The 22872-nt window shown below is 71.9% G+C and carries 23 protein-coding genes; 12 read left to right on the forward strand and 11 right to left on the reverse strand.

The features are described 5' to 3' along the window. Positions 1-22 precede the first annotated feature (22 nt). Together ABT354_RS28965 and ABT354_RS28970 are read right to left on the reverse strand one after the other, a co-directional pair. On the reverse strand, positions 23-394 hold the full coding sequence (locus tag ABT354_RS28965) for a DUF2620 family protein (protein WP_351499252.1): 372 nt from the start codon (positions 392-394) through the stop codon (positions 23-25). Positions 395-425: 31 nt separating this feature from the next. Beyond that, positions 426-800 (reverse strand): transcriptional antiterminator, encoded by a 375-nt coding sequence (locus tag ABT354_RS28970; RefSeq protein WP_351499254.1) that lies wholly within the window; start codon positions 798-800, stop codon positions 426-428. A gap of 290 nt (positions 801-1090) precedes the next feature. Between ABT354_RS28970 and ABT354_RS28975 the strand changes: the two genes are divergently transcribed. Further along, a complete protein-coding gene (locus ABT354_RS28975; protein WP_351499102.1) occupies positions 1091-1297 on the forward strand; it encodes a hypothetical protein in 207 nt (68 codons plus the stop codon). A 42-nt stretch (positions 1298-1339) separates the two neighbouring features. On the opposite strand, the gene ABT354_RS28980 is transcribed toward ABT354_RS28975, so the two are convergent. The 3 genes from ABT354_RS28980 to ABT354_RS28990 form a co-directional block, all read right to left on the reverse strand. Then, a complete protein-coding gene (locus ABT354_RS28980) occupies positions 1340-2935 on the reverse strand; it encodes a DUF2637 domain-containing protein (RefSeq protein ID WP_351499104.1) in 1596 nt (531 codons plus the stop codon). Between the two features lie 72 nt (positions 2936-3007). Further along, the gene (locus ABT354_RS28985; RefSeq protein ID WP_351499106.1) at positions 3008-3754 is read right to left on the reverse strand and encodes a DUF3558 domain-containing protein; all 747 of its coding nucleotides are present in this window, start codon (positions 3752-3754) and stop codon (positions 3008-3010) included. 187 nt (positions 3755-3941) lie between these two features. After that, complete coding sequence (locus tag ABT354_RS28990) at positions 3942-4784, reverse strand: hypothetical protein (RefSeq protein WP_351499108.1); 843 nt, start codon at positions 4782-4784, stop codon at positions 3942-3944. 171 nt (positions 4785-4955) lie between these two features. Between ABT354_RS28990 and ABT354_RS28995 the strand changes: the two genes are divergently transcribed. Then, positions 4956-6161 carry an RtcB family protein gene (locus tag ABT354_RS28995; protein WP_351499110.1) on the forward strand — a complete coding sequence of 402 codons (1206 nt, stop codon included), beginning with the start codon at positions 4956-4958 and terminating at the stop codon, positions 6159-6161. A 57-nt stretch (positions 6162-6218) separates the two neighbouring features. Here the strand turns inward: ABT354_RS28995 and ABT354_RS29000 are convergent, their stop codons facing one another. Beyond that, complete coding sequence (locus tag ABT354_RS29000; RefSeq protein WP_351499112.1) at positions 6219-6983, reverse strand: SDR family NAD(P)-dependent oxidoreductase; 765 nt, start codon at positions 6981-6983, stop codon at positions 6219-6221. A 98-nt stretch (positions 6984-7081) separates the two neighbouring features. After that, on the reverse strand, positions 7082-7417 hold the full coding sequence (locus tag ABT354_RS29005) for a YnfA family protein (RefSeq protein ID WP_351499114.1): 336 nt from the start codon (positions 7415-7417) through the stop codon (positions 7082-7084). Positions 7418-7546: 129 nt separating this feature from the next. On the opposite strand from ABT354_RS29005, the gene ABT354_RS29010 reads away from it, so the two are divergent. After that, positions 7547-8026 carry a hypothetical protein gene (locus tag ABT354_RS29010; protein WP_351499117.1) on the forward strand — a complete coding sequence of 160 codons (480 nt, stop codon included), beginning with the start codon at positions 7547-7549 and terminating at the stop codon, positions 8024-8026. 301 nt (positions 8027-8327) lie between these two features. Here ABT354_RS29010 and ABT354_RS29015 read toward each other — a convergent pair whose 3' ends face one another. The 3 genes from ABT354_RS29015 to ABT354_RS29025 all read right to left on the reverse strand — a co-directional run bounded on the left by ABT354_RS29015 (position 8328) and on the right by ABT354_RS29025 (position 11486). Further along, entirely contained in the window at positions 8328-9836 is a 1509-nt protein-coding gene (locus ABT354_RS29015) for an FAD-dependent monooxygenase (protein WP_351499119.1), read from the reverse strand. A 234-nt stretch (positions 9837-10070) separates the two neighbouring features. Continuing rightward, positions 10071-10805, reverse strand: a complete 735-nt coding sequence (locus ABT354_RS29020; RefSeq protein ID WP_351499121.1) for a Mut7-C RNAse domain-containing protein — start codon at positions 10803-10805, stop codon at positions 10071-10073. Between the two features lie 123 nt (positions 10806-10928). Next, positions 10929-11486 carry a hypothetical protein gene (locus tag ABT354_RS29025; protein ID WP_351499123.1) on the reverse strand — a complete coding sequence of 186 codons (558 nt, stop codon included), beginning with the start codon at positions 11484-11486 and terminating at the stop codon, positions 10929-10931. A gap of 273 nt (positions 11487-11759) precedes the next feature. Here ABT354_RS29025 and hemL point away from each other — a divergent pair, with 273 nt between their 5' ends. The 7 genes from hemL (at position 11760) to ccsB (ending at position 19936) form a co-directional block, all read left to right on the forward strand. After that, positions 11760-13067: a glutamate-1-semialdehyde 2,1-aminomutase gene (hemL, locus tag ABT354_RS29030; RefSeq protein ID WP_351499125.1), complete on the forward strand. Its 1308-nt coding sequence runs from the start codon at positions 11760-11762 to the stop codon at positions 13065-13067. Positions 13068-13186: 119 nt separating this feature from the next. Beyond that, the gene (locus tag ABT354_RS29035) at positions 13187-13834 is read left to right on the forward strand and encodes a histidine phosphatase family protein (protein ID WP_351499257.1); all 648 of its coding nucleotides are present in this window, start codon (positions 13187-13189) and stop codon (positions 13832-13834) included. A 296-nt stretch (positions 13835-14130) separates the two neighbouring features. Next, a complete protein-coding gene (locus tag ABT354_RS29040) occupies positions 14131-15495 on the forward strand; it encodes a polysaccharide deacetylase family protein (RefSeq protein ID WP_351499128.1) in 1365 nt (454 codons plus the stop codon). A 101-nt stretch (positions 15496-15596) separates the two neighbouring features. Then, positions 15597-16190 carry a TlpA family protein disulfide reductase gene (locus ABT354_RS29045; RefSeq protein ID WP_351499130.1) on the forward strand — a complete coding sequence of 198 codons (594 nt, stop codon included), beginning with the start codon at positions 15597-15599 and terminating at the stop codon, positions 16188-16190. Between the two features lie 4 nt (positions 16191-16194). Then, complete coding sequence (locus tag ABT354_RS29050) at positions 16195-17019, forward strand: cytochrome c biogenesis CcdA family protein (RefSeq protein WP_351499132.1); 825 nt, start codon at positions 16195-16197, stop codon at positions 17017-17019. A 5-nt stretch (positions 17020-17024) separates the two neighbouring features. Then, positions 17025-18860, forward strand: coding sequence for a cytochrome c biogenesis protein ResB (gene resB, locus ABT354_RS29055; RefSeq protein WP_351499135.1), 1836 nt, complete (start codon positions 17025-17027; stop codon positions 18858-18860). Continuing rightward, the gene (gene ccsB, locus ABT354_RS29060) at positions 18857-19936 is read left to right on the forward strand and encodes a c-type cytochrome biogenesis protein CcsB (protein WP_351499137.1); all 1080 of its coding nucleotides are present in this window, start codon (positions 18857-18859) and stop codon (positions 19934-19936) included. The genes resB and ccsB overlap by 4 nt, the downstream gene beginning before the upstream one ends. 84 nt (positions 19937-20020) lie before the next feature. Here the strand turns inward: ccsB and ABT354_RS29065 are convergent, their stop codons facing one another. After that, a complete protein-coding gene (locus ABT354_RS29065) occupies positions 20021-20341 on the reverse strand; it encodes a PLD nuclease N-terminal domain-containing protein (protein ID WP_351499139.1) in 321 nt (106 codons plus the stop codon). Between the two features lie 89 nt (positions 20342-20430). On the opposite strand from ABT354_RS29065, the gene ABT354_RS29070 reads away from it, so the two are divergent. Together ABT354_RS29070 and mqnP are read left to right on the forward strand one after the other, a co-directional pair. Beyond that, complete coding sequence (locus ABT354_RS29070; protein WP_351499141.1) at positions 20431-21882, forward strand: menaquinone biosynthesis decarboxylase; 1452 nt, start codon at positions 20431-20433, stop codon at positions 21880-21882. After that, positions 21879-22790 carry a menaquinone biosynthesis prenyltransferase MqnP gene (mqnP, locus tag ABT354_RS29075; RefSeq protein WP_351499143.1) on the forward strand — a complete coding sequence of 304 codons (912 nt, stop codon included), beginning with the start codon at positions 21879-21881 and terminating at the stop codon, positions 22788-22790. Before ABT354_RS29070 ends, mqnP begins: the two co-directional genes overlap by 4 nt. Positions 22791-22872 lie beyond the last annotated feature (82 nt).

Genomic DNA, 22872 nt, shown 5'->3' on the forward strand with positions numbered 1-22872 from the left:
TCCTCGCTCCGGAAGAAACTCCCTAGGCGCGTGTCGCGGCGATGGCGCGGGCGAGTGGGGGTGCGACGGCTTCGATGCGGTCCAGCGAGAAGCCGAAGACCCGGGTCCCGCCCGCCACCAGCGCGGCGATCTCCTCCTCGGTGGGGACCGAGCGGCCGAAGGTGTGGCAGGTGCCCTGTCCCAGCAGCCCGACCAGCACCCCCAGGGAGGCCCCGGCGCCGGTGTGGCAGGTCCCGAGGTAGTAGACGGCCCCGCCGCCTCCCCCGCCGCCGCCGAGTTGTGCGGCGGCCTCCAGATCGCTGGAGACGGCGATCTCGACGCCGTCGAGGGCGAGGGCGCGCAGGGTGTCGGCGGTCTCCACCTTGCCGACGCCACCGGTGAGGATCTTCATCAGGGGCTCCGTCCTGGCACGGGGGTGCCGGGGCTCAGAGGGCGGGCGGCCGGTCCAGTACGGCCAGGTGCAGCCCGAGGAAGCGGATCTCGGAGTCGGGCAGGGCCGCGCCCAGCGCCCGCTCCGCCCGCGCGGCCAGGGCCCGGGCACGGGCCAGGGCCTGGGGATGGTCCGTCAGCTCCGCCGCGAGCAGGCCGTCGGCGGGGGAGGCGGCGATCGGCTCGCCGTCCAGGAGCCGGGTGAGCGCCAGCATCAGATGGCTCGTCAGCAGGCCTGCGGTGGTCTCGGTGACCGCCCGGCCGCCGTCCGCGAGGGCGGTCAGCTCGGCGGTGACGAAGTCGGCCACCTCGGGCCGTACCCGCCCGCCCGCGCGGAAGAGCCGGATGCGCTCGGCGAGCCGGCCCTCCAGCCGCCCGTCCCCGCCGCCGCCCCGCCGCCCGGCCGGTCCGTCCTCCGGCCCGTCGTCCGGCCGCGCAGCCGGTCCGCCGCCCGGTCCGTCGTTCAGCCGCTCGCCCGTTTCCGACATGGGAACCTCCCGCTCCGGAGCGTAGACCCGGACGGGGCGCGGGAGCGATCCCGCCGCCACCGCCGGTGTGGCGGAACGGCCGGTCCCCGACGGGCGGACTGCATCCTTCGGCCTACCCGGCTCTCCGCCGTGCGCACGACGCGCGGCCGGGGCGGGCGCGGGACCGTGGAGAGATGAAGAACGAGATCATTCTGACCATCGGCTGGGTCGTCGCCATCCAGGGGGCGCTGGGCGCGGGCGGGCAGCTCTTCGGGGACGGCCCCTGGGGTCTGCTCCACCGGTGGTGGGATCTGCCCACCACCGGCTACCTGGTCATCCTCCTGGTGGGCGCGGTACTGGCCGCGTCCGGCGAGAGCGCCAAGAAGCGCGCCCGCCGCTGAGCCCCTCGGAGGACAGCCCCGGAGCCGGACAGGCCCGGCCCCTCAGGCGATGTGCTCGTCCAGCAGCTCGGCCTGGAAGCGCTCCCTGAAGGAGGACATGGCCTGCCGCAGCAGGGCCGCGCTCCCGGCGTGGGTGAGGCCGTGGACATCGGAGAGATGGATGTCCAGCTGCTCGACCTTGGGATAGTCGCCGAGTTCCTGGGCGAGCGAGGCGAAGACCGGATAGGCCGCCTCGATGAACTCCTCCTCCTGCTCCTTGCGCTCCCGGCGCAGCGCCCGCTTGGAGGTGCGGGCGGGCCGCTCGGGGGCCGCCGCCTCCACCGGGGGGCCGTCCGGCAGCTCCACGGGCGCCTCCACCGGCATGTCCACCGGCACATCCACCGGTACGTCCAGCGCCTCGGGCAGTTCCGGTGCCTGCGGGGCCTGCGGACCGTCGTTGTCGAACGCGGGGTCGTAGCTCCCCTCGTACACCTTCTGGCGGGGCTCCACGAACCACGGGTTGCCCCCGGGCACATCATGCGGGCCGGGGCGTCCCCCGTGCCCACCCCGGTGCTCCGGCGGCGGCGCCTCGTCGTAGGGGAACTCCTCGTACGGGAAGTCCTCGTACGGCGGCTCCGCCCATGCCTCTTCCGGCCAGTGCTCCTCGGGCCACAGCTCCTGGTGGTCCGGCACCTCCTCGGGCCGCCGACGCGGGCCGGGCCGCTGGGCCGGGGGGCGTTCCTCAACGGGGCGTTCCTCGGCGGGGCGTTCCTTGCGGAGCGCCACCGGCCGCCCGTCCCGCTCGGGCGCGGCCGGCAGTTCCGGCTGGCCCGGCTGCTCCCGTTCCCCCTGGGGCAGTTCCCGTACCGGCCGCTCCGCCGGACCGACCGCCGCCGGGGCCACCGCCACCGGGGCGACGGCGGCCGGGGCGACCGCCGGGGCCACCGAGGGCGGGGGCGGCAGCAGGACCGGGTCCACCCCCGCCGCCGCGAGCCCCGCCGGAGCGGTCTGCGCCAGCGGTACGCCGAACTTCGCGAGCCGCAGCGGCATCAGCGCCTCGACCGGGGCCTTGCGCCGCCAGCTCCGCCCGTACCGCCCCTGGAGCCGGGCCCGGTAGACGAGCCGTTCCTGCTCCAACTTGATGACCTGCTCATAGCTGCGCAGTTCCCACAGCTTCATCCGGCGCCACAGCTTGAAGGTGGGTATCGGCGACAGCAGCCAGCGGGTGATCCGGACCCCGTCCATGTGCTTGTCGGCGGTGATGTCCGCGATCCGGCCCACCGCGTGCCGTGCCGCCTCCACGGTGACCACGAAGAGCACCGGGATCACCGCGTGCATCCCCACGCCCAGCGGATCGGGCCAGGAGGCCGCGCCGTTGAACGCGATCGTCGCGACCGTCAGCAGCCAGGCCGTCTGACGGAGCATCGGGAAGGGGATCCGCATCCAGGTGAGCAGCAGATCCAGTGCCAGCAGCACACAGATGCCGGCGTCGATACCGATCGGGAAGACGACGGCGAAGTCGCCGAACCCCTTGCGCTCGGCCAGTTCCCTTACCGCCGCGTACGAACCGGCGAAGCCGATCCCGGCGATGACCACCGCGCCGGCCACGACGACGCCGATGAGTATGCGGTGGGTGCGTGTGAGCTGCATCGCGGCCATACGCGGACCCCTCCCCTGTCGAAACGCGTGCGCGTGAGCTGAACGCGTGTTCCTTTTTCGCCAGGGGGAAGGCTACTTGTTGGCGCTCGCCACCGACGCGACAGCCTCCTTGGCGGCGTCGACGGCACCCTTGGTGAGGTCGCCGACGGAGGGTGCCCCGGCGCCCGCGTAGCCGGTGCCGTTGTACGTGAGGGTGATGACGGCGTTCTCGGTCCGGCTCACCACGGTGACATAGGCGAAGTCCTCGCCGGTGCGGCGGAGCTGGTAGGTCACCAGGCTCGCCTGGTTGCCCACATCCTTCAGGGCCGAGGTCTTGAGCTTCTTCGCGCCGTCGGTGGCCTTGGCCTTCTCCAGCTCCTTGGTGTACGTCTCCCCGGCGCGCGCCGCACCGCTGGCGCCGAGCGCCTGATCGGAGGTGTACCGCTGGAAGGAGACCTCCAGCCAGCGGTACTGGGAGCCCTTGACGCCCTTGTCGTCCAGACCGTTCCAGGAGCAGCCGGCGCGGACCATGCTGTCGGAGGTACGGGTGGGGCTGCCGCCCTTGCTCTTGGCCGAGGGGACCAGCGAGGTCACGGTCTTCGCCGGGACGGCCTTGCAGGCGGAGGGGAGCTTGGCGTACTTCGCGGGCTCGACCTCGGGGGTCTTGCTCGGGGTCGCCAGCGCGCTGCCGGAGCCGTCGGCGGTGGACGAATCGCCGCCCTTGGGGGCACTGGCCTTCTTGTCCGGCTCGGGTTCGGACGAGCAACCGGAGACGACGAGCATCACCGGGACGACTGCGCAGGCGAGTACGCGGGCGAGACGCGGGGCTGTTCGGTGCATGGTTCCTTCGGTTTCGTTGGTCGTACGCGCTCCGGCGCCCGGCGGCGGCGCGCGTCTGAACACGGTGCTCCGCCCGGGTCCGCCGGATCCGGCCACCCGCCACCGTACGCGGCCCCGGTGGACGGGCGAAGGCGCCCCGGGCGCTCCCGGGTGCTCCGGGACGCCTCCCGGAAGCGCCCGGGGCGGCTCACTCGTCGAACTCGCCGACCAGTTCATCCGCCAGGTTCGTGGCCCTGTCCTGGAGTTCTTCGCCGTCGGGGGTGGAGGTCGCGCGTCCGGTCTGCTCGCTGTAGTCGACGGTCGCGACGACGTTCGATGTGCGGAAGACCACGCTGACGTTCCGGCGGTCGGCGGTGGGGCCGCCCGGCGCGGAGGCCTCGTCATGGAGGAAGGCGTCGTCGCCGAGGTCGTCCAGCACCCGGGAGGAGAGATCCGGCTCGTCCCCGGTCCCGTCCCCGGTCGCGCCGTCGGTCGTGGCCGGGTCGGAGGAGCCCCCGGTGGGCGTCCCGGTGGCGGCCGGGAGGGCGTCCTCGGGGAGCGCCGCGTCCCGCTTGGCCTCGAAGACCTGCTGGGCCTGGTCGTTGTCGCTGATCGCCGCGTCGTACGACACCACCCGCTCGAAGTCGAGGGTGAGGGTGTGGACGACGCCCTCGGCGGTCCGCGCCTGCCAGGAGCAGCCGACCCGGCGGTCGGTGTCGAAGGTGGGGGCGGCCTCGCCGCGCAGCCGCTCGCCGCGCTCCTCCTCCGCCAGCGCGTCGAGGCCGGGCAGCAGCTCACGCAGGGTGGAACGGTCGACCGCGCCACAGGGTTCGAGGAGGGTGCGGTACTTCCCGGGCTGGGCGACCGTCCTGGCCGTGCCCGACTTGGCGTCCGCCTCCGTCCCGCCGTCGTCCGAACCGGCGGTGCAGCCGGTCGCCACCGCGCCGACCACCACCGCGATCAGGGCGGCGGCCACTCCGGGCGCGTACAGCGCCTTCCTGCCCCCGTGGGCCCTTCGCCCCTCACGGCGGGCGTACGCCAGTCGCTGCACGGTCCAGGCTCCCTTCGGGCGGAAAAGCGTTTGCCGGTCCATGGCGGCCGGTGGACACAATGTCTATCGCACGCACCGCCGTCGCTGCCGGTCCGCTGAGTCTTTCGCGGACCTTGGCACCGGTTTTTGCGATCCATGGATTTTGTCAGGGTATCGGGGGAATCAATAAGTATGTCGTACGTAGAGGTGCCGGGGGCACAGATACCGATCCGGATGTGGACGGACCCGTCCTCGGTGGAGCAGCAGGCGATGCAGCAGCTCCGCAATGTGTCCACCCTCCCCTGGATCCGGGGCCTCGCCGTGATGCCCGACGTCCACTTCGGCAAGGGCGCCACGGTCGGCTCGGTGATCGCCATGGAGGGCGCGGTCTGCCCGGCGGCGGTCGGTGTCGACATCGGCTGCGGGATGTCGGCGGTACGGACCTCGCTGACCGCCGAGGACCTGCCGGGCGACCTCTCGCGGCTGCGCACCCGGATCGAGCGGGTGATCCCGGTCGGCCGGGGGATGCACGCCGACCCGGTGGACCCCCGGCGGGTCTTCGGCTTCTCCGCCGCCGCCGGGAGCGGGCGCTGGGACGACTTCTGGAGCCGTTTCGACGGGGTCGCGGACGCGGTGAAGTTCCGCCGTGAGCGGGCCGCCCAGCAGCTGGGCACCCTCGGCGGCGGCAACCACTTCATCGAGGTCTGCCTGGACGAGACCGGCGCGGTCTGGCTGATGCTCCACTCCGGCTCCCGCAATATCGGCAAGGAGCTGGCCGAGCACCACATGGGCATCGCCCGGGACCTTCCGCACAACCAGGGGATCGTCGACCGCGACCTCGCCGTCTTCGTGGCGGGCACCCCGCAGATGGAGGCGTACCGGAACGATCTGTACTGGGCCCAGGAGTACGCCCAGCACAACCGCGCGATCATGATGGGGCTCTTCCAGGAGATCATCCGCCGGGAGTTCCGCAAGGCGAAGGTCGCCTTCGACCCGGTGATCTCCTGCCACCACAACTATGTCGCCGAGGAGCGGTACGAGGGCATGGACCTCCTGGTCACCCGGAAGGGCGCGATCCGGGCCGGCAGCGGTGACCACGGCATCATCCCGGGCTCCATGGGCACCGGCTCGTACATCGTGCGCGGTCTCGGCAACGAGAAGTCCTTCAACTCCGCCTCGCACGGCGCCGGCCGCCGGATGAGCCGGAACCAGGCGAAGCGGCACTTCTCGGTCGAGGACCTGGCCGAGCAGACCCGGGGTGTGGAGTGCCGCAAGGACGCCGGGGTGGTGGACGAGATCCCCGGCGCGTACAAGCGGATCGAGCAGGTCATCGACCAGCAGCGGGATCTGGTGGAGGTCGTCGCCAAGCTCAAGCAGGTCATCTGCGTCAAGGGCTGATGCCGCCGATGGGGCCTACCGTCCCGCCCGGCTTTCCGGCCGGGCGGGACGGGCCGCTCACAGCTCGCGGTGGACCTTGGTGTTGGACGCCTGCGCGCGCGGGCGGACGACCAGCAGATCGATGTTCACATGGGAGGGCCGGGTGACCGCCCAGGTGATGGTCTCGGCCACGTCGTCGGCGGTCAGCGGGGCCGCGACGCCCGCGTAGACCTTCGCGGCCTTCTCGGTGTCGCCCCGGAAGCGGGTGGTGGCGAACTCCTCGGTACGGACCATGCCGGGAGCGATCTCGATCACCCGGACCGGGGTGCCGACGATCTCCAGCCGCAGGGTCTCGGCGAGCACATGGGCGGCGTGCTTGGCGGCGACATAGCCGCCGCCGTTCTCATAGGTGCCATGGCCGGCGGTGGAGCTGACCAGCAGGACCGTGCCGTCGCCGCTCGCGGTGAGGGCGGGCAGCAGCGCCTGGGTGGTGTTCAGCGCGCCGATCACATTGACCTCGTACATCCACCGCCAGTCGGCGGGGTCGCCGGTGGCCACCGTATCGGCGCCGAACGCGCCCCCCGCGTTGTTGATGAGGACATCGCAGCGGTCCAGCGAGGCGGCGAAGGCGTCGACCGCGGCCCGGTCGGTCACATCGAGCGGACGGGCCACCGCCTTCAGCCCGCCGGCCGTCAGCTCCTTCGCCAGCTCCTGGATCCGGTCCTCGCGGCGGGCGGTGAGCACCACCTCGTAGCCCGCCTCGGCGAGCTGCCGTGCGGTGGCGGCTCCGATGCCGCTGCTCGCTCCGGTGACGACGGCGACGGGGGTACCGGCGGCGGTCATGTCCTGACTCCTCGGGCAGATGATCGAACCGAGCGCCCAGGATAGGCGGGGGCGGGCCGGCCACGGGGCGGTGTCCGGGGAGCGGTTCCGCAGGCGGGTCAGCGGCCCCGGGGCGCGTACATGATCAGCGCCATGCCCAGCAGACAGATCAGCGCGCCCATCACGTCCCAGCGGTCCGGGCGGTAGCCGTCGGCGACCATCCCCCAGGCGATCGAGCCCGCGACGAAGACCCCGCCGTACGCCGCCAGCACACGGCCGAACTCGGCGTCGGGCTGGAGGGTGGCGACAAAGCCGTAGGCGCCCAGGGCGATGACCCCCGCGCCGATCCAGATCCAGCCGCGGTGCTCCCGGATCCCCTGCCAGACCAGCCAGGCACCGCCGATCTCGAAGAGGGCGGCGACAAGGAAGAGGGCGACGGAACGTACGACGAGCATGGGTCCCAGCCTGCCATGACCGTAGGCGCCTCCCGGTAGCTGTCCGTCCCTTCCCGCTCTTCCCGGGCCATGACGCGCCGAGCTGATGACATGTCAGGGTGATAAGCGGATAAAAGGTATCTTCTGGCTATGGCTGTGATGCACAGGACCCTCCTCGCGGTCTGCGCGACGGTGGTGATGGTGGCCGGGACCGGGGCGGTGACCAAGGGCGCCGGGATGGTGGTGCCGGAGGCCGACCTGGTCCACCACGGACGGGCCGCCCTCTCCCAGGGACGCCTCACCCTCTCCGTGGAGTCCGAGAACCACGGCCCCGCCGCACTGGAGAACGCCACCCTGCGGCTCGCCTTCTCCACCCCGCTCGCGGGGGACCGGGAGCTGCCGCCCTCCTGCCTCTGGAGCGGCGACTCGGTGGTCCTCTGCGCGACGGGCCCCCTGGGCGCGGGGGCGGCGGGCCGGCGGACGGTGCTGGAGCTGCGGGCGGAGGAGGCGCCGGACGAGGTGGTGCTGACGGTGGGCACGCACTGGAACGGCGGCGCGGCGGACGGCCGCCCCGCGAACAATGAGCACGAAGTGCTTGTGCCGGGTACGGGGGAGCCGTCCGTCTTCTGACGACGACCCCGCGCTCGGCCCCGAGTCGGCAAGGCCTAGCCTGTCCGGCGTATGAGGACCGACCCGGGCTCCGGGCAGCCTCGGGCGGACGGTCGGGCAAATCCAGCCCGTCCGGCGATTGAGGACGGACCCGAGCCCCCGAGTCGGCTCGGGCAGACGTCGGGGCCAGCCCCGAACCCCGCTCCTCAATCGCCGGAGGGGCTGGAAATGCGCAATCGCCGGAGAGGCTGAATACACGCAACCGTCGGACGGGCTGAATGGTGAGGCCCCTGTTCCTCAAGGCCAGCCGCAAGGGTTCGGCTCAGGCGCGGGCCCACGCGACGTAGCCGTCCGGGCGGACGAGGAGTTCGGTGCGGCGGGCCGAGAGCCAGTGCGCCCGGACCGTGTCCGCCGGCGCGGGCACATCCAGCGGGTCCACCCCGGCCGGGGCCACCAGGACGAAACGACCCTCCCGCAGCAACTCGTACAACCGCCCCTCCGCCAGCCGCAGATCCGGCGCCCGCCGCCCCGTGAGCGGATGCGCCCCCCAGGGCCGTGGGTAGGCGATACCCACCCCCGACACCTGCCCCAGCGCCTTCCGCATCACCGGCGGCACCGTCGCCGCCACCGCGCCGACGACCAGGCGGGCCGCGCGCTGGGTCCGGGTCACCCCGGTCACCATGCGGACCAGCGCACCGCTCGACCGGATCACCGTACGGCCCACCGGGTGGCGCTCCGTGTGATAGCTGTCCAGCAGCGCCTCCGGGTCGGGGGCCCGGCCCTGGACCACCGACGCGAGCTTCCAGGAGAGGTTGGCCGCGTCCTGGAGGCCGGTGTTCATGCCCTGGCCGCCCGCGGGGGAGTGGACATGGGCCGCGTCCCCCGCCAGGAAGACCCGGCCGTCGCGGTAGGCCCGCACCTGGCGCTCGTCCGCCTGGAGCCGGGAGAGCCAGCGGGCCTCCCGCATGCCCAGATCCGTGCCGAGCGCCCGCCGGGCCAGCTCGCGGATCTCCGGCAGCTCCAGGGGTTCGTCCACGGGTACCTGGTGGTTCCCGTCCCAGCCGATGAACCGGTACCAGCCGTCACCGAAGGGGACGATCAGGACCAGCGCGTTCCCCCCGCCGTCGGCGGCGATCGGGCCGTCCGGCCGCTCGTCCAGCCGGACATCGGCGAGGGTCATGGAGAGCACCACGGCGGAACCGGGGAACGGCATCCCCAGCTCGCCCCGGACGGTGCTGCGCACCCCGTCCGCGCCGACCGCGTACCGGGCCCGCAGGGTGGACCGCACGCCCTCGCCGTCCTCGGTCCGGGCGACGACCCCGTCCGCGGACTGGGTCAGCCCCGTCAGCCGGGTGTCGTGCCGGAAGTCGACCCCGGCCGCGCGGGCCCGGCGCTCCAGCAGCCGCTCCACCTGGTATTGCGGGGTGATCAGGACAAAGGGGAAGCGGGTCCGGTCGCGCAGCGAGGAGAGATCGAGGGTGAGCTTCCGGAAGAAGCCCAGGCTGTCGACGGTGCTGCCGGTGGCCACCAGCTTGTCGGCGAGCCCCCGGGCGTCCAGCAGCTCCAGGGTGCGGGCGTGGACGCCGAAGGCACGGGTGAGGTTGGAGATCCCGGCCGGGCGGCGCTCGATCAGGACGGTCCGTACCCCGGCGGCGGCCAGGTCCCCCGCGAGCAGCAGGCCGGTGGGGCCCGCGCCCACCACCAGGACCTCGGCGGTCTCCGCCGGGTCCGGGCCGGGGTCCCGGGGGCGGGCCGCCCCGGCGGGACCGTCGTCGTCGGCGGGCCCGGGGGTGTGGCCGTCACGGGTGGTGCCGGATGGGTCGTTGCTCATGGCTACCTCCTGGACAGCAACCCTGCGTGGTCGGCGGGGTCCGGGCAATCCCGTCGCACGATCGAGCCGATCAACGACGGCCTCTGACCGGAATCGATCTCCCGTCCCGGCCGGCCCTCCCGGAGGCGGGTCCGGAAAGGGGTGTGCGGGCCGGAAAGAGAGGGTCGGACGGTCGCACCGGAAGGGACGGTCGCACCGGCGGAGAGGTCAGGCGGCCGGAGAGGTCAAACGGGGTCAGACGGGCGTACCGCCGAACTCCGCGACCGCCGCCGAGACGATCGCCTCCAGCCGGGCGTGATGGGCGCCCCGCCAGTACACCCGCTCGCAGACGGCACACTGCGCGAACACGTCGTACGTCCGCTCCGTCCCCTGCTCCAGCAGCCCCTGGACGGCGTCCTTGTCGGTGTCCCGCAGCTCCCCGTTGCACGCGGTGCAGCGGGTCCAGGGCGCGAGCGCCGGCGCGAACCGCTCCAGGACGTCCCGGAGCTGCTCGTCCGGCTTGTCGCTGTAGATGTACGCGCCCGCCCACAGCTCCCGGCGGCGCAGCAGCCCCCGGTCCCGGGAGAGCAGCACCCGCCGCTCCCGGGCGGAGTACGCCGCGAGGGCCGGGTCGCCGATGTCCTCGCTCTCGTACGCCGCGTCCACGCCGAGCAGCCGCAGCCGCCGGGCCAGCGTGCCGAGGTGCACATCGAGCAGAAAGCGGAGCGGGGCGCCGGGGACCCGCTGGGGGCGCTCCACCCCGTACACCTCGACGCTCTCCCCGGCGGCGGGGATGTGCGAGAACGGCACCGCGCGCCCGTCGACGAGGACCCGGCCCGCCTCGGTGAGCGGCACGCCCAGCGACTCGATGGCGTGCCCCAGCGTCGACACCCCGTCGGTGATCAGTGCCGTACGCCCGCCACGGCGCTCCGACGGGATGAAAAGGCGCAGCTCAGGCGCGACATTCAGCTGGATCTCCGGTCCGTTCACGCCGTCAGCATGCCACCGGGAGGCGAGGAATTCACGCGGGTTCCCCCGCGGTGCCCCCGGGGGCGGGGATCCGGACCTGCACCCGGTCCCGGTCCCGGATCCGAACCCGGGCCCGGGGGCCGCTCAGGGCCAGACCAGGCAGTACGGCTGATGCCCCGCCTCGTGCAGCCGATGGCTGAAGTCCTGCCACTCGTGCAGCAGCTGGTAGACGTCGAAGGCGTTCCTGGGCCCGCCCCGGTCCGGCACGGTGGACCAGATGAAGGCCGCCGCGCCCACCGACTCCTCGCCCACGTCCCGCAGCGGGTCGACCACCGTCATCGGCAGCTTCACCACCGCGTAGTCGGGATGGAGCACCACCAGCTCCAGTGGCGGCACCCGGTTCAGCGGCATGCCCTGGATGCCCGTGAGCACCATCGCCGCTATGGTCTCGGGCTTGATCTTGGTGAAGAGCCCGCCCATGCCCAGCTCGTCACCGCCCAGCTCCTCCGGGCGCATCGAGATCGGGACCCGTGCCGCTGTCGCGCCGTTCGGAGCCCCGAAATACTTGTATGTCACCCCCATGCGGGCGTTCCTGCCTCCCATGGCCCGCGCGTCCGCCTCGCCTCGCCGGTGCCTGCCCCGCCGGGACGGCTCAGGGCCCAGGTCGTCGGTCCCCTCGCCCAGTCCGCCACCGCGATACATATCTCCACCCGACCACTCGCGACCCCCGCCGCGCAACCCGATCATCGTGTCAGTGACCTCCCCCGCCCGCGCCTGGTGAAACACCTGTCGGCGAGGAACACGGCGGCCTCTGACACCATGGATTCCGTGAGCCTTCCCTGTGTCGACCCAGTTTCGCAGATGCGAGGAGGCTGAAGCCGTTCCGTAATACGACGAGACCGCTCTCTTCGCTCACCCGTGGCCGAGATCATCCGCACCGGCCGCCCGACACCCTCATCGCAGATCAGGACCAAAGTGGCGTATTCATACGAAGCCCCAGTTTCCCAGGCGCTCTTCGACCGCGCGTCCGTGGTGACGCCCGGCGGCGTCAACTCTCCCGTGCGGGCCTTCCGGGCCGTGGGCGGTACGCCCCGGTTCATGGTGTCCGGCACCGGCCCGTACCTCACCGACGCGGACGGACGTGAGTACGTCGATCTGGTCTGCTCCTGGGGGCCGATGATCCTCGGGCATGCCCACCCGGCCGTCCTGGAGGCGGTCCACGCGGCCGTCGCCCGCGGGACCTCCTTCGGCACCCCCGGCGAGGGCGAGGTCGCCCTCGCCGAGGAGATCGTGGCCCGGGTCGCCCCGGTCGAGCAGGTACGGCTGGTCTCCAGCGGCACCGAGGCCACCATGTCGGCGATCCGGCTGGCCCGCGGCTTCACCGGCCGCGCGAAGGTGATCAAGTTCGCCGGCTGCTACCACGGCCATGTCGACGCGCTGCTCGCCGCCGCCGGTTCCGGCGTCGCGACCTTCGGGCTCCCCGACACCCCCGGCGTCACCGGCGCCCAGGCGGGCGAGACGGTGGTGCTCCCCTACAACGACCTCGAAGCGGTACGGGCCGCCTTCGCCGCCCACCCCGGGGAGATCGCCTGTGTGATCACCGAGGCGTCCCCCGGCAATATGGGCGTGGTCCCGCCGCTGCCCGGCTTCAACCAGGGGCTCAAGGACCTCTGCCGGGAGCACGGCGCCCTCTTCATCTCGGACGAGGTGATGACCGGCTTCCGCACCAGCCGCGCGGGCTGGTACGGCGTGGAGGGCGTCGAGCCCGATCTGCTGACCTTCGGCAAGGTCATGGGCGGTGGCTTCCCCGCCGCCGCGTTCGGCGGGCGCGCCGATGTCATGGCGCACCTGGCCCCGGCGGGCCCGGTCTACCAGGCGGGCACCCTCTCCGGGAACCCGGTCGCCACCGCCGCGGGCCTGGCCCAGCTGCGGCTGCTCGACCAGGCGGCGTACGACACCGTCGACGCGGTCTCCGCGCAGATCCAGGCGCTGGTGACCGAGGCGCTGACCAAGGAGGGCGTGGCCCACCGGCTCCAGACGGCGAGCAATATGTTCTCCGTCTTCTTCACCCCGGACGAGGTGCGCTCCTACGAGGACGCCAAGCGCCAGGAGGCATTCCGCTTCAATGCCTTCTTCCACGCGATGCTCGCCGGCGGGGTCTATCTGTCGCCGTCGGCCTTCGAGTCGTGGTTCGTCTCCACCGCCCATGACACCCGGGCGATCGAGCGGATCGCCGCCGCCCTGCCCGCCGCCGCCCGCGCCGCCGCGGAGGCCACGGCATGAGCACGCCGAGCACCGGGCAGGCCGGGAGCGCCGGGGCCACCGGTACGGAGGTGGCACTGAGAGGGACGGCGAGTACGGAGGTGGAGCGCGTCGAGCCGGTCCGCACCCTGGTCCATCTGATGCGCCATGGCGAGGTGGAGAACCCCGAGGGGGTGCTCTACGGCCGCCGCCCCGGCTACCACCTCTCGGAGCTGGGCCGCCGGATGGCCGACCTGGTCGCCGAGCATCTCGCGGACCGGGACATCACCCATGTTGTCGCCTCCTCGCTGGAGCGCGCCCAGGAGACCGCCGCGCCCATCGCCGACTCCCATGGCGTGGGCGTGGACACCGACGACCGGCTGATCGAGGCGGGCAATGTCTTCGAGGGCAAGACCTTCGGGGTCGGCGACGGCGCCCTGCGCAGGCCCGGGAACTGGCGTCATCTCACCAATCCGTTCCGTCCGTCGTGGGGTGAGCCCTATATCGACCAGGTGGTCCGGATGATGGGGGCGATCAACTCCGCCCGGGAGGCGGCCCTCGGGCACGAGGCCGTCTGTGTCAGCCATCAGCTGCCGATCTGGATCGTGCGCAGCTTTGTGGAGCGGCGCCGGCTCTGGCACGACCCGCGCCGCCGTCAGTGCACGCTCGCCTCGCTGACCACCTTCACCTTCGAGGACGACCGCATTGTGTCGATCGGGTACGGGGAGCCCGCGCGCGAGCTGGTGCCGCCGCATCTGCTCGCCGGGGCCAAGCCGGTGAAGGGGCAGTCCAAGGCGTTCGGCGCCTGATCCGGTCCCTCTGCCCTGTCCGTCCCGCCCCTTCGGTGTCCACCGGAGGGGCGGTGCGGTCTCCCGGCCCGGCCCGGCCCGGCCCGACCGGGTCCGGGAGCCGAGGAGCATTTCCCCCACCGCGACCTAATCGGGCATCCGAGCTGTACGGGACGGATTATTTCTGTTCGGTATATGTCTGGAACCTTCTGGTTCCTTCTTCCCTCTCCCCAGGGGGCCGGTGACCACCGGCCCGGTTCCAAGGGCGACAAGAGGCGCACCCGGCCCCCGGGCCCGCGCCGAGATGGGGAAGAACGATGCCGAGCGGTACGGGCGACCGGGCGACCACCGGGATATCGACGGAGACTCCGGCGGACGGGCCGGCGGGCATACCCGGGGCCGCCGCCCCCGGCCCCCGGACGGCCGGCGGGGTCCTGCGGCGACGGGTGCCGCGACGACAGGTGCTGGGCGGCGGACTCGGTGCCGCCGCCGCCCTGGGTCTCGCGGGCTGCGGCCTCCCCGGCGGCGACTCCCCGGACCGCCCCGGCCCCACCGGCGGCGCCACCCCGCGCTCCGGCGGCGAGAACCCGGCCGGCGGCCGGGTCAGGCTCATCGGCGACGGCTCCACCTCCGACAGCGGCCCCCAGCCCGGCCGCCCGCCCCGCCCCACCCGCCTCCAGCCGGGTCAGACCCCGCCGCAGTTCGTGGTCTTCTCCTGGGACGGCGCCGGAGAGATCGGCAACGGCCTCTTCCCCCGCTTCCTCGACCTCGCCCGGCGGTACGACGCCTCGATGACCTTCTTCCTCTCCGGGATCTACCTCCTCCCCGAGGACAAGAAGTCGCTCTACCGCCCGCCGAACAACCGCACCGGCGCCTCCGACATCGGCTACCTCGCCGACCGCAACATCGAGCGGACCCTCTCCTGTCTGCGCCGGGCCTGGCTCGAAGGCCATGAGATAGGCACCCACTTCAACGGGCACTTCTGCGCGGGCAGCGGCTCGGTCGACCGCTGGACCTCCGCCGACTGGGAGAGCGAGATCGAGCAGGCGATGTCCTTCGTCACCTCCTGGCGGACCCACACCGGCCGCCACGACCTCCCCCCGCTCCCCTTCGACTACCGCACCGAACTCATCGGCGGGCGCACCCCCTGCCTCCTCGGCCAGGACCGGCTGCTCCCCGCCGCCCGCCGGCTCGGCTGGCGCTACGACGCCAGCTCCCCGGGCGGACTCCAGGTGTGGCCGGGCAAGCGGGAGGGGCTCTGGGACCTCCCGCTCCAGCAGCTCCCCTTCCCGGGGCGCGGCTTCGAGGTGCTCTCCATGGACTACAACTTCATGGTCAACCAGTCCGGCAACGCGACGAAGAGCCCGCCCGCCCGGCACGCCGCCTGGCGGAAGCAGGCCACCGGCGCCTATCTCCAGGGCTTCCGGCGGGCGTACGAGGGCAACCGCGCCCCCCTCTTCATCGGCAATCACTTCGAGGAGTGGAACGGCGGCATCTACATGGACGCCGTGGAGAACGCGCTCCGGGGCATGGCGGGGGAGAAGGACGTACGCCTGGTCTCCTTCCGGCAGCTCTGCGACTGGCTGGACGCCCAGGACCCGGCGGTGCTGGCGAAGCTGCGCACCCTCGGCGTGGGCCAGGGCCCGGCGGACGGCTGGGAGGCCTTCCTCGACACGCCGTGAGCCGACGGGTTGAGGGGTGCCTGACAACGGCCACTATGGGGTCGTACGGGCACCCAGGGGGGCGCTAAAGATCGCCACAACCGCCATGCGAAACTTTTCACATGAGCCCTAGCCGTGCACCTCGCGCTGCCCTGCTGACCGCTGTGACCGTGGCCGGCGTGCTCCTCCTGTCCGCCTGCGGAGGGACCTCGGGCGGTGGCGGCAACGTCAACTTCGTCACGAGCACCGGAGGCATCTCCACCGTCGAACCCGCCGACCGCAAGTCCGCCGGGAAGCTCGCGGGGAAGACCCTGGAGGGCGAGGAGCTGGATGTCGCCGACCTCAAGGGCAAGGTCGTGGTGATCAACGTCTGGGGCTCCTGGTGCAGCCCCTGCCGGGCCGAGGCCCCCCACTTCGTCAAGGTGGCCAAGGAGCTGAAGCCCCAGGGCGTCGAGTTCGTCGGCATCAACACCCGGGACCCCAACAAGAGCCCGGCCCTCGCCTTCGAGAAGGACTACGGGGTCCCCTACCCCAGCCTCTACGACCCGGCCGGCAAGCTCATCCTGAGTGGTTTCCCCCGGGGCACCCTGCCCCCCCAGTCGATCCCCTCCACCCTGGTGCTGGACCGTGAGGGCAGGGTCGCCGCCCGCTCGCTCCAGGAGCTGGACGACAAGCGGCTGCGCAAGATGGTCGACCCCGTGGTCGCGGAGAAGTGAACCGATGGCAGTCGCACAGCCCCTGGCGGCCCTCGCCGCACCGCACGGCCCCGCCGCCACCGACGGTCTGACCCTGCTCGCGCAGGCCGGCACCAATGGCACCGTCCTCAACGGCGCCCTGGCCATCGCCCTGCCGATCGCCCTCCTCGCCGGTCTGGTCTCCTTCTTCTCCCCCTGCATACTGCCGCTGATCCCCGGCTACCTCTCCTATGTCACCGGCATCGGCGGCACCGATCTCGCCGAGGCCAAGCGCGGCCGGATGGTCGCCGGGGCCTCCCTCTTCGTCCTCGGCTTCACGGTCGTCTTCGTCTCCGGCGGGGCCCTCTTCGGCTACTTCGGCGCGGAGCTCCAGGCGCAGCAGGACATCCTCAGCAAGATCCTCGGCGTGGTGATGATCCTGCTGGGCGTCTTCTTCATGGGCGGGATGTCCTGGCTCAACCGGCGGGAGTTCCGGCTGACCCGCAAGCCCGCCGCCGGGCTCGCGGGCGCCCCCCTGCTGGGTGCCCTCTTCGGCGTGGGCTGGACCCCCTGCATGGGGCCGACGCTCTCCGCCGTCCTCACCCTCGCCGCCCAGCAGGAGAGCGCGGGCCGGGGAGCGGTGCTCACCGTCGCGTACTGTCTGGGGCTCGGTATCCCCTTTGTCTTCGCCGCCATCGCCTACCGCAAGGCGATGGGCACCTTCGGCTGGGTCAAGCGGCACTATGTCTGGGTCATGCGCATCGGCGGCATCATGATGATCGCGACCGGGATCCTGCTCCTCACCGGGGTCTGGGACCTGATGGTGCAGTCGATGCAGACCTGGTCCAGCTCCTTCACGGTTGGAATCTGACACCCATGAGCAAGACAGAGTCATCGGCGAAGGCCGCCGGGCGGACCGAGGTGGAGGACGGCGCCCGTACGCTCTCCACCGCCCCCCGCGAGGAGGAGCAGGGCGCCGGCCAGGAGATCTCCGGCGGCCCCACCCTCGGTCCCCTCGGCTGGCTGCGCTGGTTCTGGCGCCAGCTCACCTCCATGCGGGTCGCGCTCCTGCTGCTGCTGCTGCTCTCGCTGGCCGCCATCCCCGGGTCGCTGATCCCGCAGAACAGCGTGGACGACCAGAAGGTCCGGGGCTGGAAGGAGGAGAACGAGGGCTGGGTGGGGCTCTTCGAGGCGCTCCAGCTCTTCGATGTCTACAGCTCGGTGTGGTTCTCCGCGATCTACATCCTGCTCTTCGTCTCGCTCATCGGCTGTATCGTCCCGCGCACCTGGCAGTTCGTCGGCCAGCTCCGCAGCCGTCCGCCGGGCGCCCCGGGGCGGCTGAAACGGATGCCGGCCTACACCACCTGGCGCACCGACGCCTCGCCCGACGAGGTCCGGTCCGCCGCCCTGGAGCTGCTGAAGGGGAAGCGTTTCCGCGCCCACACCGTGGGGAACGCGGTCGCCGCCGAGAAGGGCTATCTCCGCGAGGTCGGGAATCTGGTCTTCCATGTCTCGCTGATCGTGATGCTGCTGGCGTTCGCGGCGGGACAGCTCCTCAGGTCCGAGGGCGGAAAGCTGATCGTCGAGGGCGACGGCTTCTCGAACACGCTCACCCACTACGACGACTTCCGCTCCGGGCCGCTGCACAATGTGGACGATCTGACGCCGTTCTCGTTCATGCTGGACAGCTTCACCGGCACCTATGAGAAGAGCGGGCCCCAGCAGGGCACCCCGCGCACCTTCGAGGCGGCCGTCACCTGGTCCCGGCCCGGCGGCAAGGAGCAGAAGTCCACGATCGAGGTGAACCGGCCGCTGGAGGTGGACGGCACCAAGGTCTATCTGCTGGCCCACGGCTACGCTCCGGTGGTCACCGTCCGGGACGGCAAGGGCAAGAAGGTCTACGACGGCGCGGTGCCGCTGCTGCCGCTGGACGCCAATGTCACCTCGCAGGGCGCGATCCGGGTGATGGACGGCTACCGCGACAAGAACGGCAAGAAGACCCAGCTCGGCTTCAAGGCGTTCTTCGTGCCCACCTTCGCCGGTCATGGCGAGGGCCGGATGTTCTCCACCTTCCCGGGTCTGGCCCAGCCGGTGCTGGCGCTCAACGCCTATATCGGTGACCTCGGGGTGGACGCGGGCATCCCGAAGAACGTGTACCAGCTGGAAACCCGCAACATGAAGCAGTTCAAGGAGAAGGACGGCAGTCCCTTCGCCCAGCTGCTGCGGCCCGGCGACACCATGACGCTGCCCGGCGGGGCCGGCTCCATCACCTTCGAGCGCGAGGTCCGTGAGTGGGCCAGCTTCCAGATCTCCGAGTCGCCCGGCAACGGCTGGGCGCTGACCGGCGCGGTCGCCGCCATCGCCGGCCTGGTGGGCTCGCTCTTCATCCAGCGCCGCCGGGTGTGGGTACGGGCCGTGCGCGGCGCCGACGGGGTGACCGTGGTGGAGATGGCGGGTCTGGGACGCGGCGAGTCCCCCCGGCTCGCGGAGGAGCTGACCGTGCTCTCCGGCACACTGCACGAGCGGGTGCCCACGGCGACCGAAGCCCCCGACGACACCGCCCGTACCGGGACCGCCGAAGGCCCCACCGAGACCCCCGAGACCCCCGCGACCCCCGACCGCCCCGACGGCACCGGAGCCGAGACCGGCTCCCCCGTCCCCGACGACTCCGACGAACCCGTGGAAGCTTCTGCCGAAGGGGCTGAGAAGTGACTCTCGCCGCCGCTACCAACGAGAACCTCGCCGAGATCAGTAATTACCTGATCTATTCGGCGATGGCCATCTACATCCTGGCCTTCCTCGCGCACATCGCGGAGTGGGTCTTCGGCAGCCGCAGCAAGGTGAGCCGTACCTCGGCCGCCCTGGCCGGCGGGGCCGGGGCCGGGGCCGCCGCACCGGTGGTCCGGGCCGCCGGGGCCGAGGGCTCCACCGCCGTGCTGGAGAAGCCCAAGGTCGTCGCCCGCTCGGCGCCCGGCACCCGGGAGGTGCCCGACGGCCCCGGCGCGGCGGGCGGCACCGTCAAGGGTGATCTCTACGGCCGGATCGCCGTCTCCCTGTCCGTGCTGGCCTGGGCGATCCATCTGGGCGGTGTGATCGCCCGCGCCGCCTCCGTACAGCGTGCCCCCTGGGGCAATATGTACGAGTTCTCCATCACCTTCTCCATGGTGCTGGTCGGCGCGTACCTGGGCTTCCTGCTCGCCGGGAAGAACGTCCGCTGGCTGGGCCTGCCGCTGACCGGCACCGTCCTGCTGGATCTCGGCATCGCCACCACCTGGCTCTACACCTCCAGTGACCAGCTGGTGCCCGCGCTGGACTCGTACTGGCTGTGGATCCATGTCTCCACCGCCATCTTCTGCGGCGCGGTGTTCTACCTCGGCGCCGTCGCCACCGTGCTCTATCTCTTCCGGGACTCCTACGAGAGCAAGCTCGCCAAGGGCGGGAAGCCGGGCCCCTTCGCCACCTCGGTGCTGGAGCGGCTGCCCGCCGCCGCCACCCTGGACAAGTTCGCCTACCGGGTGAACGCGGCGATCTTCCCGCTCTGGACCTTCACGATCATCGCCGGGGCGATCTGGGCGGGCGACGCCTGGGGCCGGTACTGGGGCTGGGACCCCAAGGAGGTCTGGTCCTTCATCACCTGGGTCGCCTACGCCTGCTATCTGCACGCGCGGGTGACGGCCGGGTGGAAGGGGCGCAAGGCCGCCGTGCTGGCGCTCATCGCCTTCGCCTGCTGGCTCTTCAACTACTACGGCGTCAACATCTTCGTGGACGGCCTGCACTCGTACGCGTAACCACGCGGCCGTACGGACACCGCTCCGTGGACACAGCGAAGGGCCCCGCCGGTCACCGGCGGGGCCCTTCGCTGTCCGGGGCGCTCAGGCCTCGTCGTCGTCCTTCTTGCGCTCCGGCTCGTCCTTCGACGGCGGCTTCTCGTCGTTCAGCGAGCGGAGGAAGTCCGGGTTGTCGTCGGGGGCGACCCAGCCGCCGCCCCGGCCCGCGTACCCCGCCGGGCGGCGCGGACGGCCCGCCACGAACCAGGCCACCGGTCCCACCAGCACCTGGCCGAAGAGCAGCACGATGATGACCCACGCGACCTTCGGCAGATTCCTGACCTCCTTCTCGGGAGTGTTCAGGCAGTCGATGAACGCGTAGATCCACACCGCCAGGACCAGGAGGAAGGGCAGATACCTGAGCATGGTGGAGGGTCCCCCAGGAAGAGGCGGATGGGCACGGAACCGTGCCCCGGTGACGCGGCCAGGGTAACCGGTACCGGATACTGGGGCGCATGGCTTATGACGATCTTCGCTCCCTGCTCAGGGCCCTGGAACGTGAGGGAGACCTCAAGCGCGTCACGGCGGAGGTGGATCCGCACCTGGAGGTCGGGGAGATCGTCGACCGGGTGAACAAGGCCGGCGGGCCCGCGCTGCTCTTCGAGAATGTGCGCGGCGCGTCCATGCCGCTGGCGATGAATGTCTTCGGCACCGACCGGCGGCTGCTGAAGGCGCTGGGGCTGAAGTCCTACGCCGAGATCAGCGAGAAGATCGGCGGCCTGCTCAAGCCGGAGCTGCCCCATGGCTTCGTCGGTGTCCGGGAGGCGTTCGGCAAGCTGGGCTCCATGGTCCATGTCCCGCCGAAGAAGGTGAAGGATGCCCCCGTGCAGGAGGTCGTCCTGCGCGGCGACGATGTGGACCTCGACGCCCTGCCCGCCCTCTTCACCTGGCCCAAGGACGGCGGCTCCTTCTTCAATCTGGGGCTGACCCACACCAAGGACCCCGAGAGCGGGATCCGCAATCTGGGCCTCTACCGCCTCCAGCGCCATGACCGGCGCACCATCGGGATGCACTGGCAGATCCACAAGGACAGCCGCAACCACTACCAGGTCGCCGCCCGCCGGGGCGAGCGGCTGCCGGTCGCCATCGCCTTCGGGGCGCCGCCCGCCGTGACCTACGCCTCGACCGCGCCGCTCCCCGGTGACATCGACGAGTACCTCTTCGCGGGCTTCCTCCAGGGGAAGCGGATCGAGATGGTCGACTGCAAGACCGTGCCGCTCCAGGTCCCGGCGCAGGCCGAGGTCGTCCTGGAGGGCTGGCTGGAGCCGGGGGAGATGCTCCCGGAGGGTCCCTTCGGCGACCACACCGGCTTCTACACCCCGCAGGAGCCGTTCCCGGCGCTCACCATCGACTGTGTGACGATGCGCCGCCGCCCGCTGCTCCAGTCGATCGTGGTGGGCCGGCCGCCGACCGAGGACGGCCCGCTGGGCCGCGCCACGGAGCGGTTCTTCCTGCCCCTGCTCAAGATCATCGTGCCGGACATCGTCGACTACCACCTGCCGGAGGCGGGCGGCTTCCACAACTGCGCGATCGTCTCGATCGACAAGAAGTACCCCAAGCACGCCCAGAAGGTGATGTCCGCGATCTGGGGCGCGCACATGATGTCCCTCACCAAGCTGATCATCGTGGTGGACTCCGACTGCGATGTCCACGACCTCCACGAGGTGGCCTGGCGGGCGCTCGGCAATACCGACTACGCCCGTGACCTCACCGTCGCCGAGGGCCCCGTCGACCATCTCGACCATGCCTCGTACCAGCAGTTCTGGGGCGGCAAGGCGGGCATCGACGCCACCAAGAAGCTGCCCGAGGAGGGGTACACCCGGGACGGCGGCTGGCCGGACATGGTCGAGTCCGACCCGGAGACGGTGGCGCTGGTGGAGCGCCGCTGGAAGGAATACGGCCTGTGAGCGCGGCCGGCGCCCCGGCGGCGGCCGTGCCCCGGCCCGGCCGCGCCCGTGCCTTCCTCAAGCTGGTGATGTTCGAGCACTCGATCTTCGCGCTGCCCTTCGCCTACACCGCCGCGCTGACCGCGATGTTCCTGAACGGCGGCTCCATCGACTGGTGGACGCTGCTGCTGGTCACCCTGGCCATGGTGGGTCTGCGCACCTTCGCGATGGCCTGCAACCGGATCATCGACCGGGAGATCGACGCCCGTAACCCCCGGACCGCCGGCCGTGAGCTGGTCACCGGGGCGGTCAGCGTCCGCTCCGCCTGGACCGGGGCGTCGATCGCCCTGGTGGTCTTCCTGGGTGCGGCGGCGCTGCTCAACCCGCTCTGTCTGGCCCTTGCGCCGGTCGCGGTGATCCCGATGGTGGTCTATCCGTACGGGAAGCGCTTCACCCACTACCCGCACGCCATCCTGGGGCTGGCCCAGGCCATGGGGCCGGTCGGCGCCTGGCTCGCGGTGACCGGTGAGTGGTCCTGGGACGCGGTGATCCTGGGCGCGGCCGTGGGCATCTGGATCGGCGGCTTCGACCTGATCTTCGCCTGCCAGGACGTCCGGGCCGACCGGGCCGAGGGGGTCCACTCGGTCCCCGCCCGCTTCGGTGTCCCGGCCGCCCTGCACGCCGCCCGCGTCTGCCATGTGATCACCACCGCCCTGCTGGTCTGGTACGCCCTCGCCACCGACGCGGGCGCCTTCTTCTGGGCCGGTCTGGCGATCGTGGCGGTGGCCTTCGGGTACGAGCACACCATCGTCCGCCCGCACGATCTGTCCCGGCTGAACCGGGCCTTCTTCACCGTCAACGGCTTCATCGGCATCGCCCTCTTCGTCTGCGCGGTGCTCGATCTGGCGGTACGGGGCCTCACGCTCTGAGCCCCCGATGGCCGGCGCTCCGGGTGCGGGACACCCGGTGCCCCGGGCCCGGACGCCTGGCGCACGGCCCTTCCGGGCGTCC

Source organism: Streptomyces sp. NPDC000594, assembly GCF_040299965.1.
Classification (GTDB): domain Bacteria; phylum Actinomycetota; class Actinomycetes; order Streptomycetales; family Streptomycetaceae; genus Streptomyces.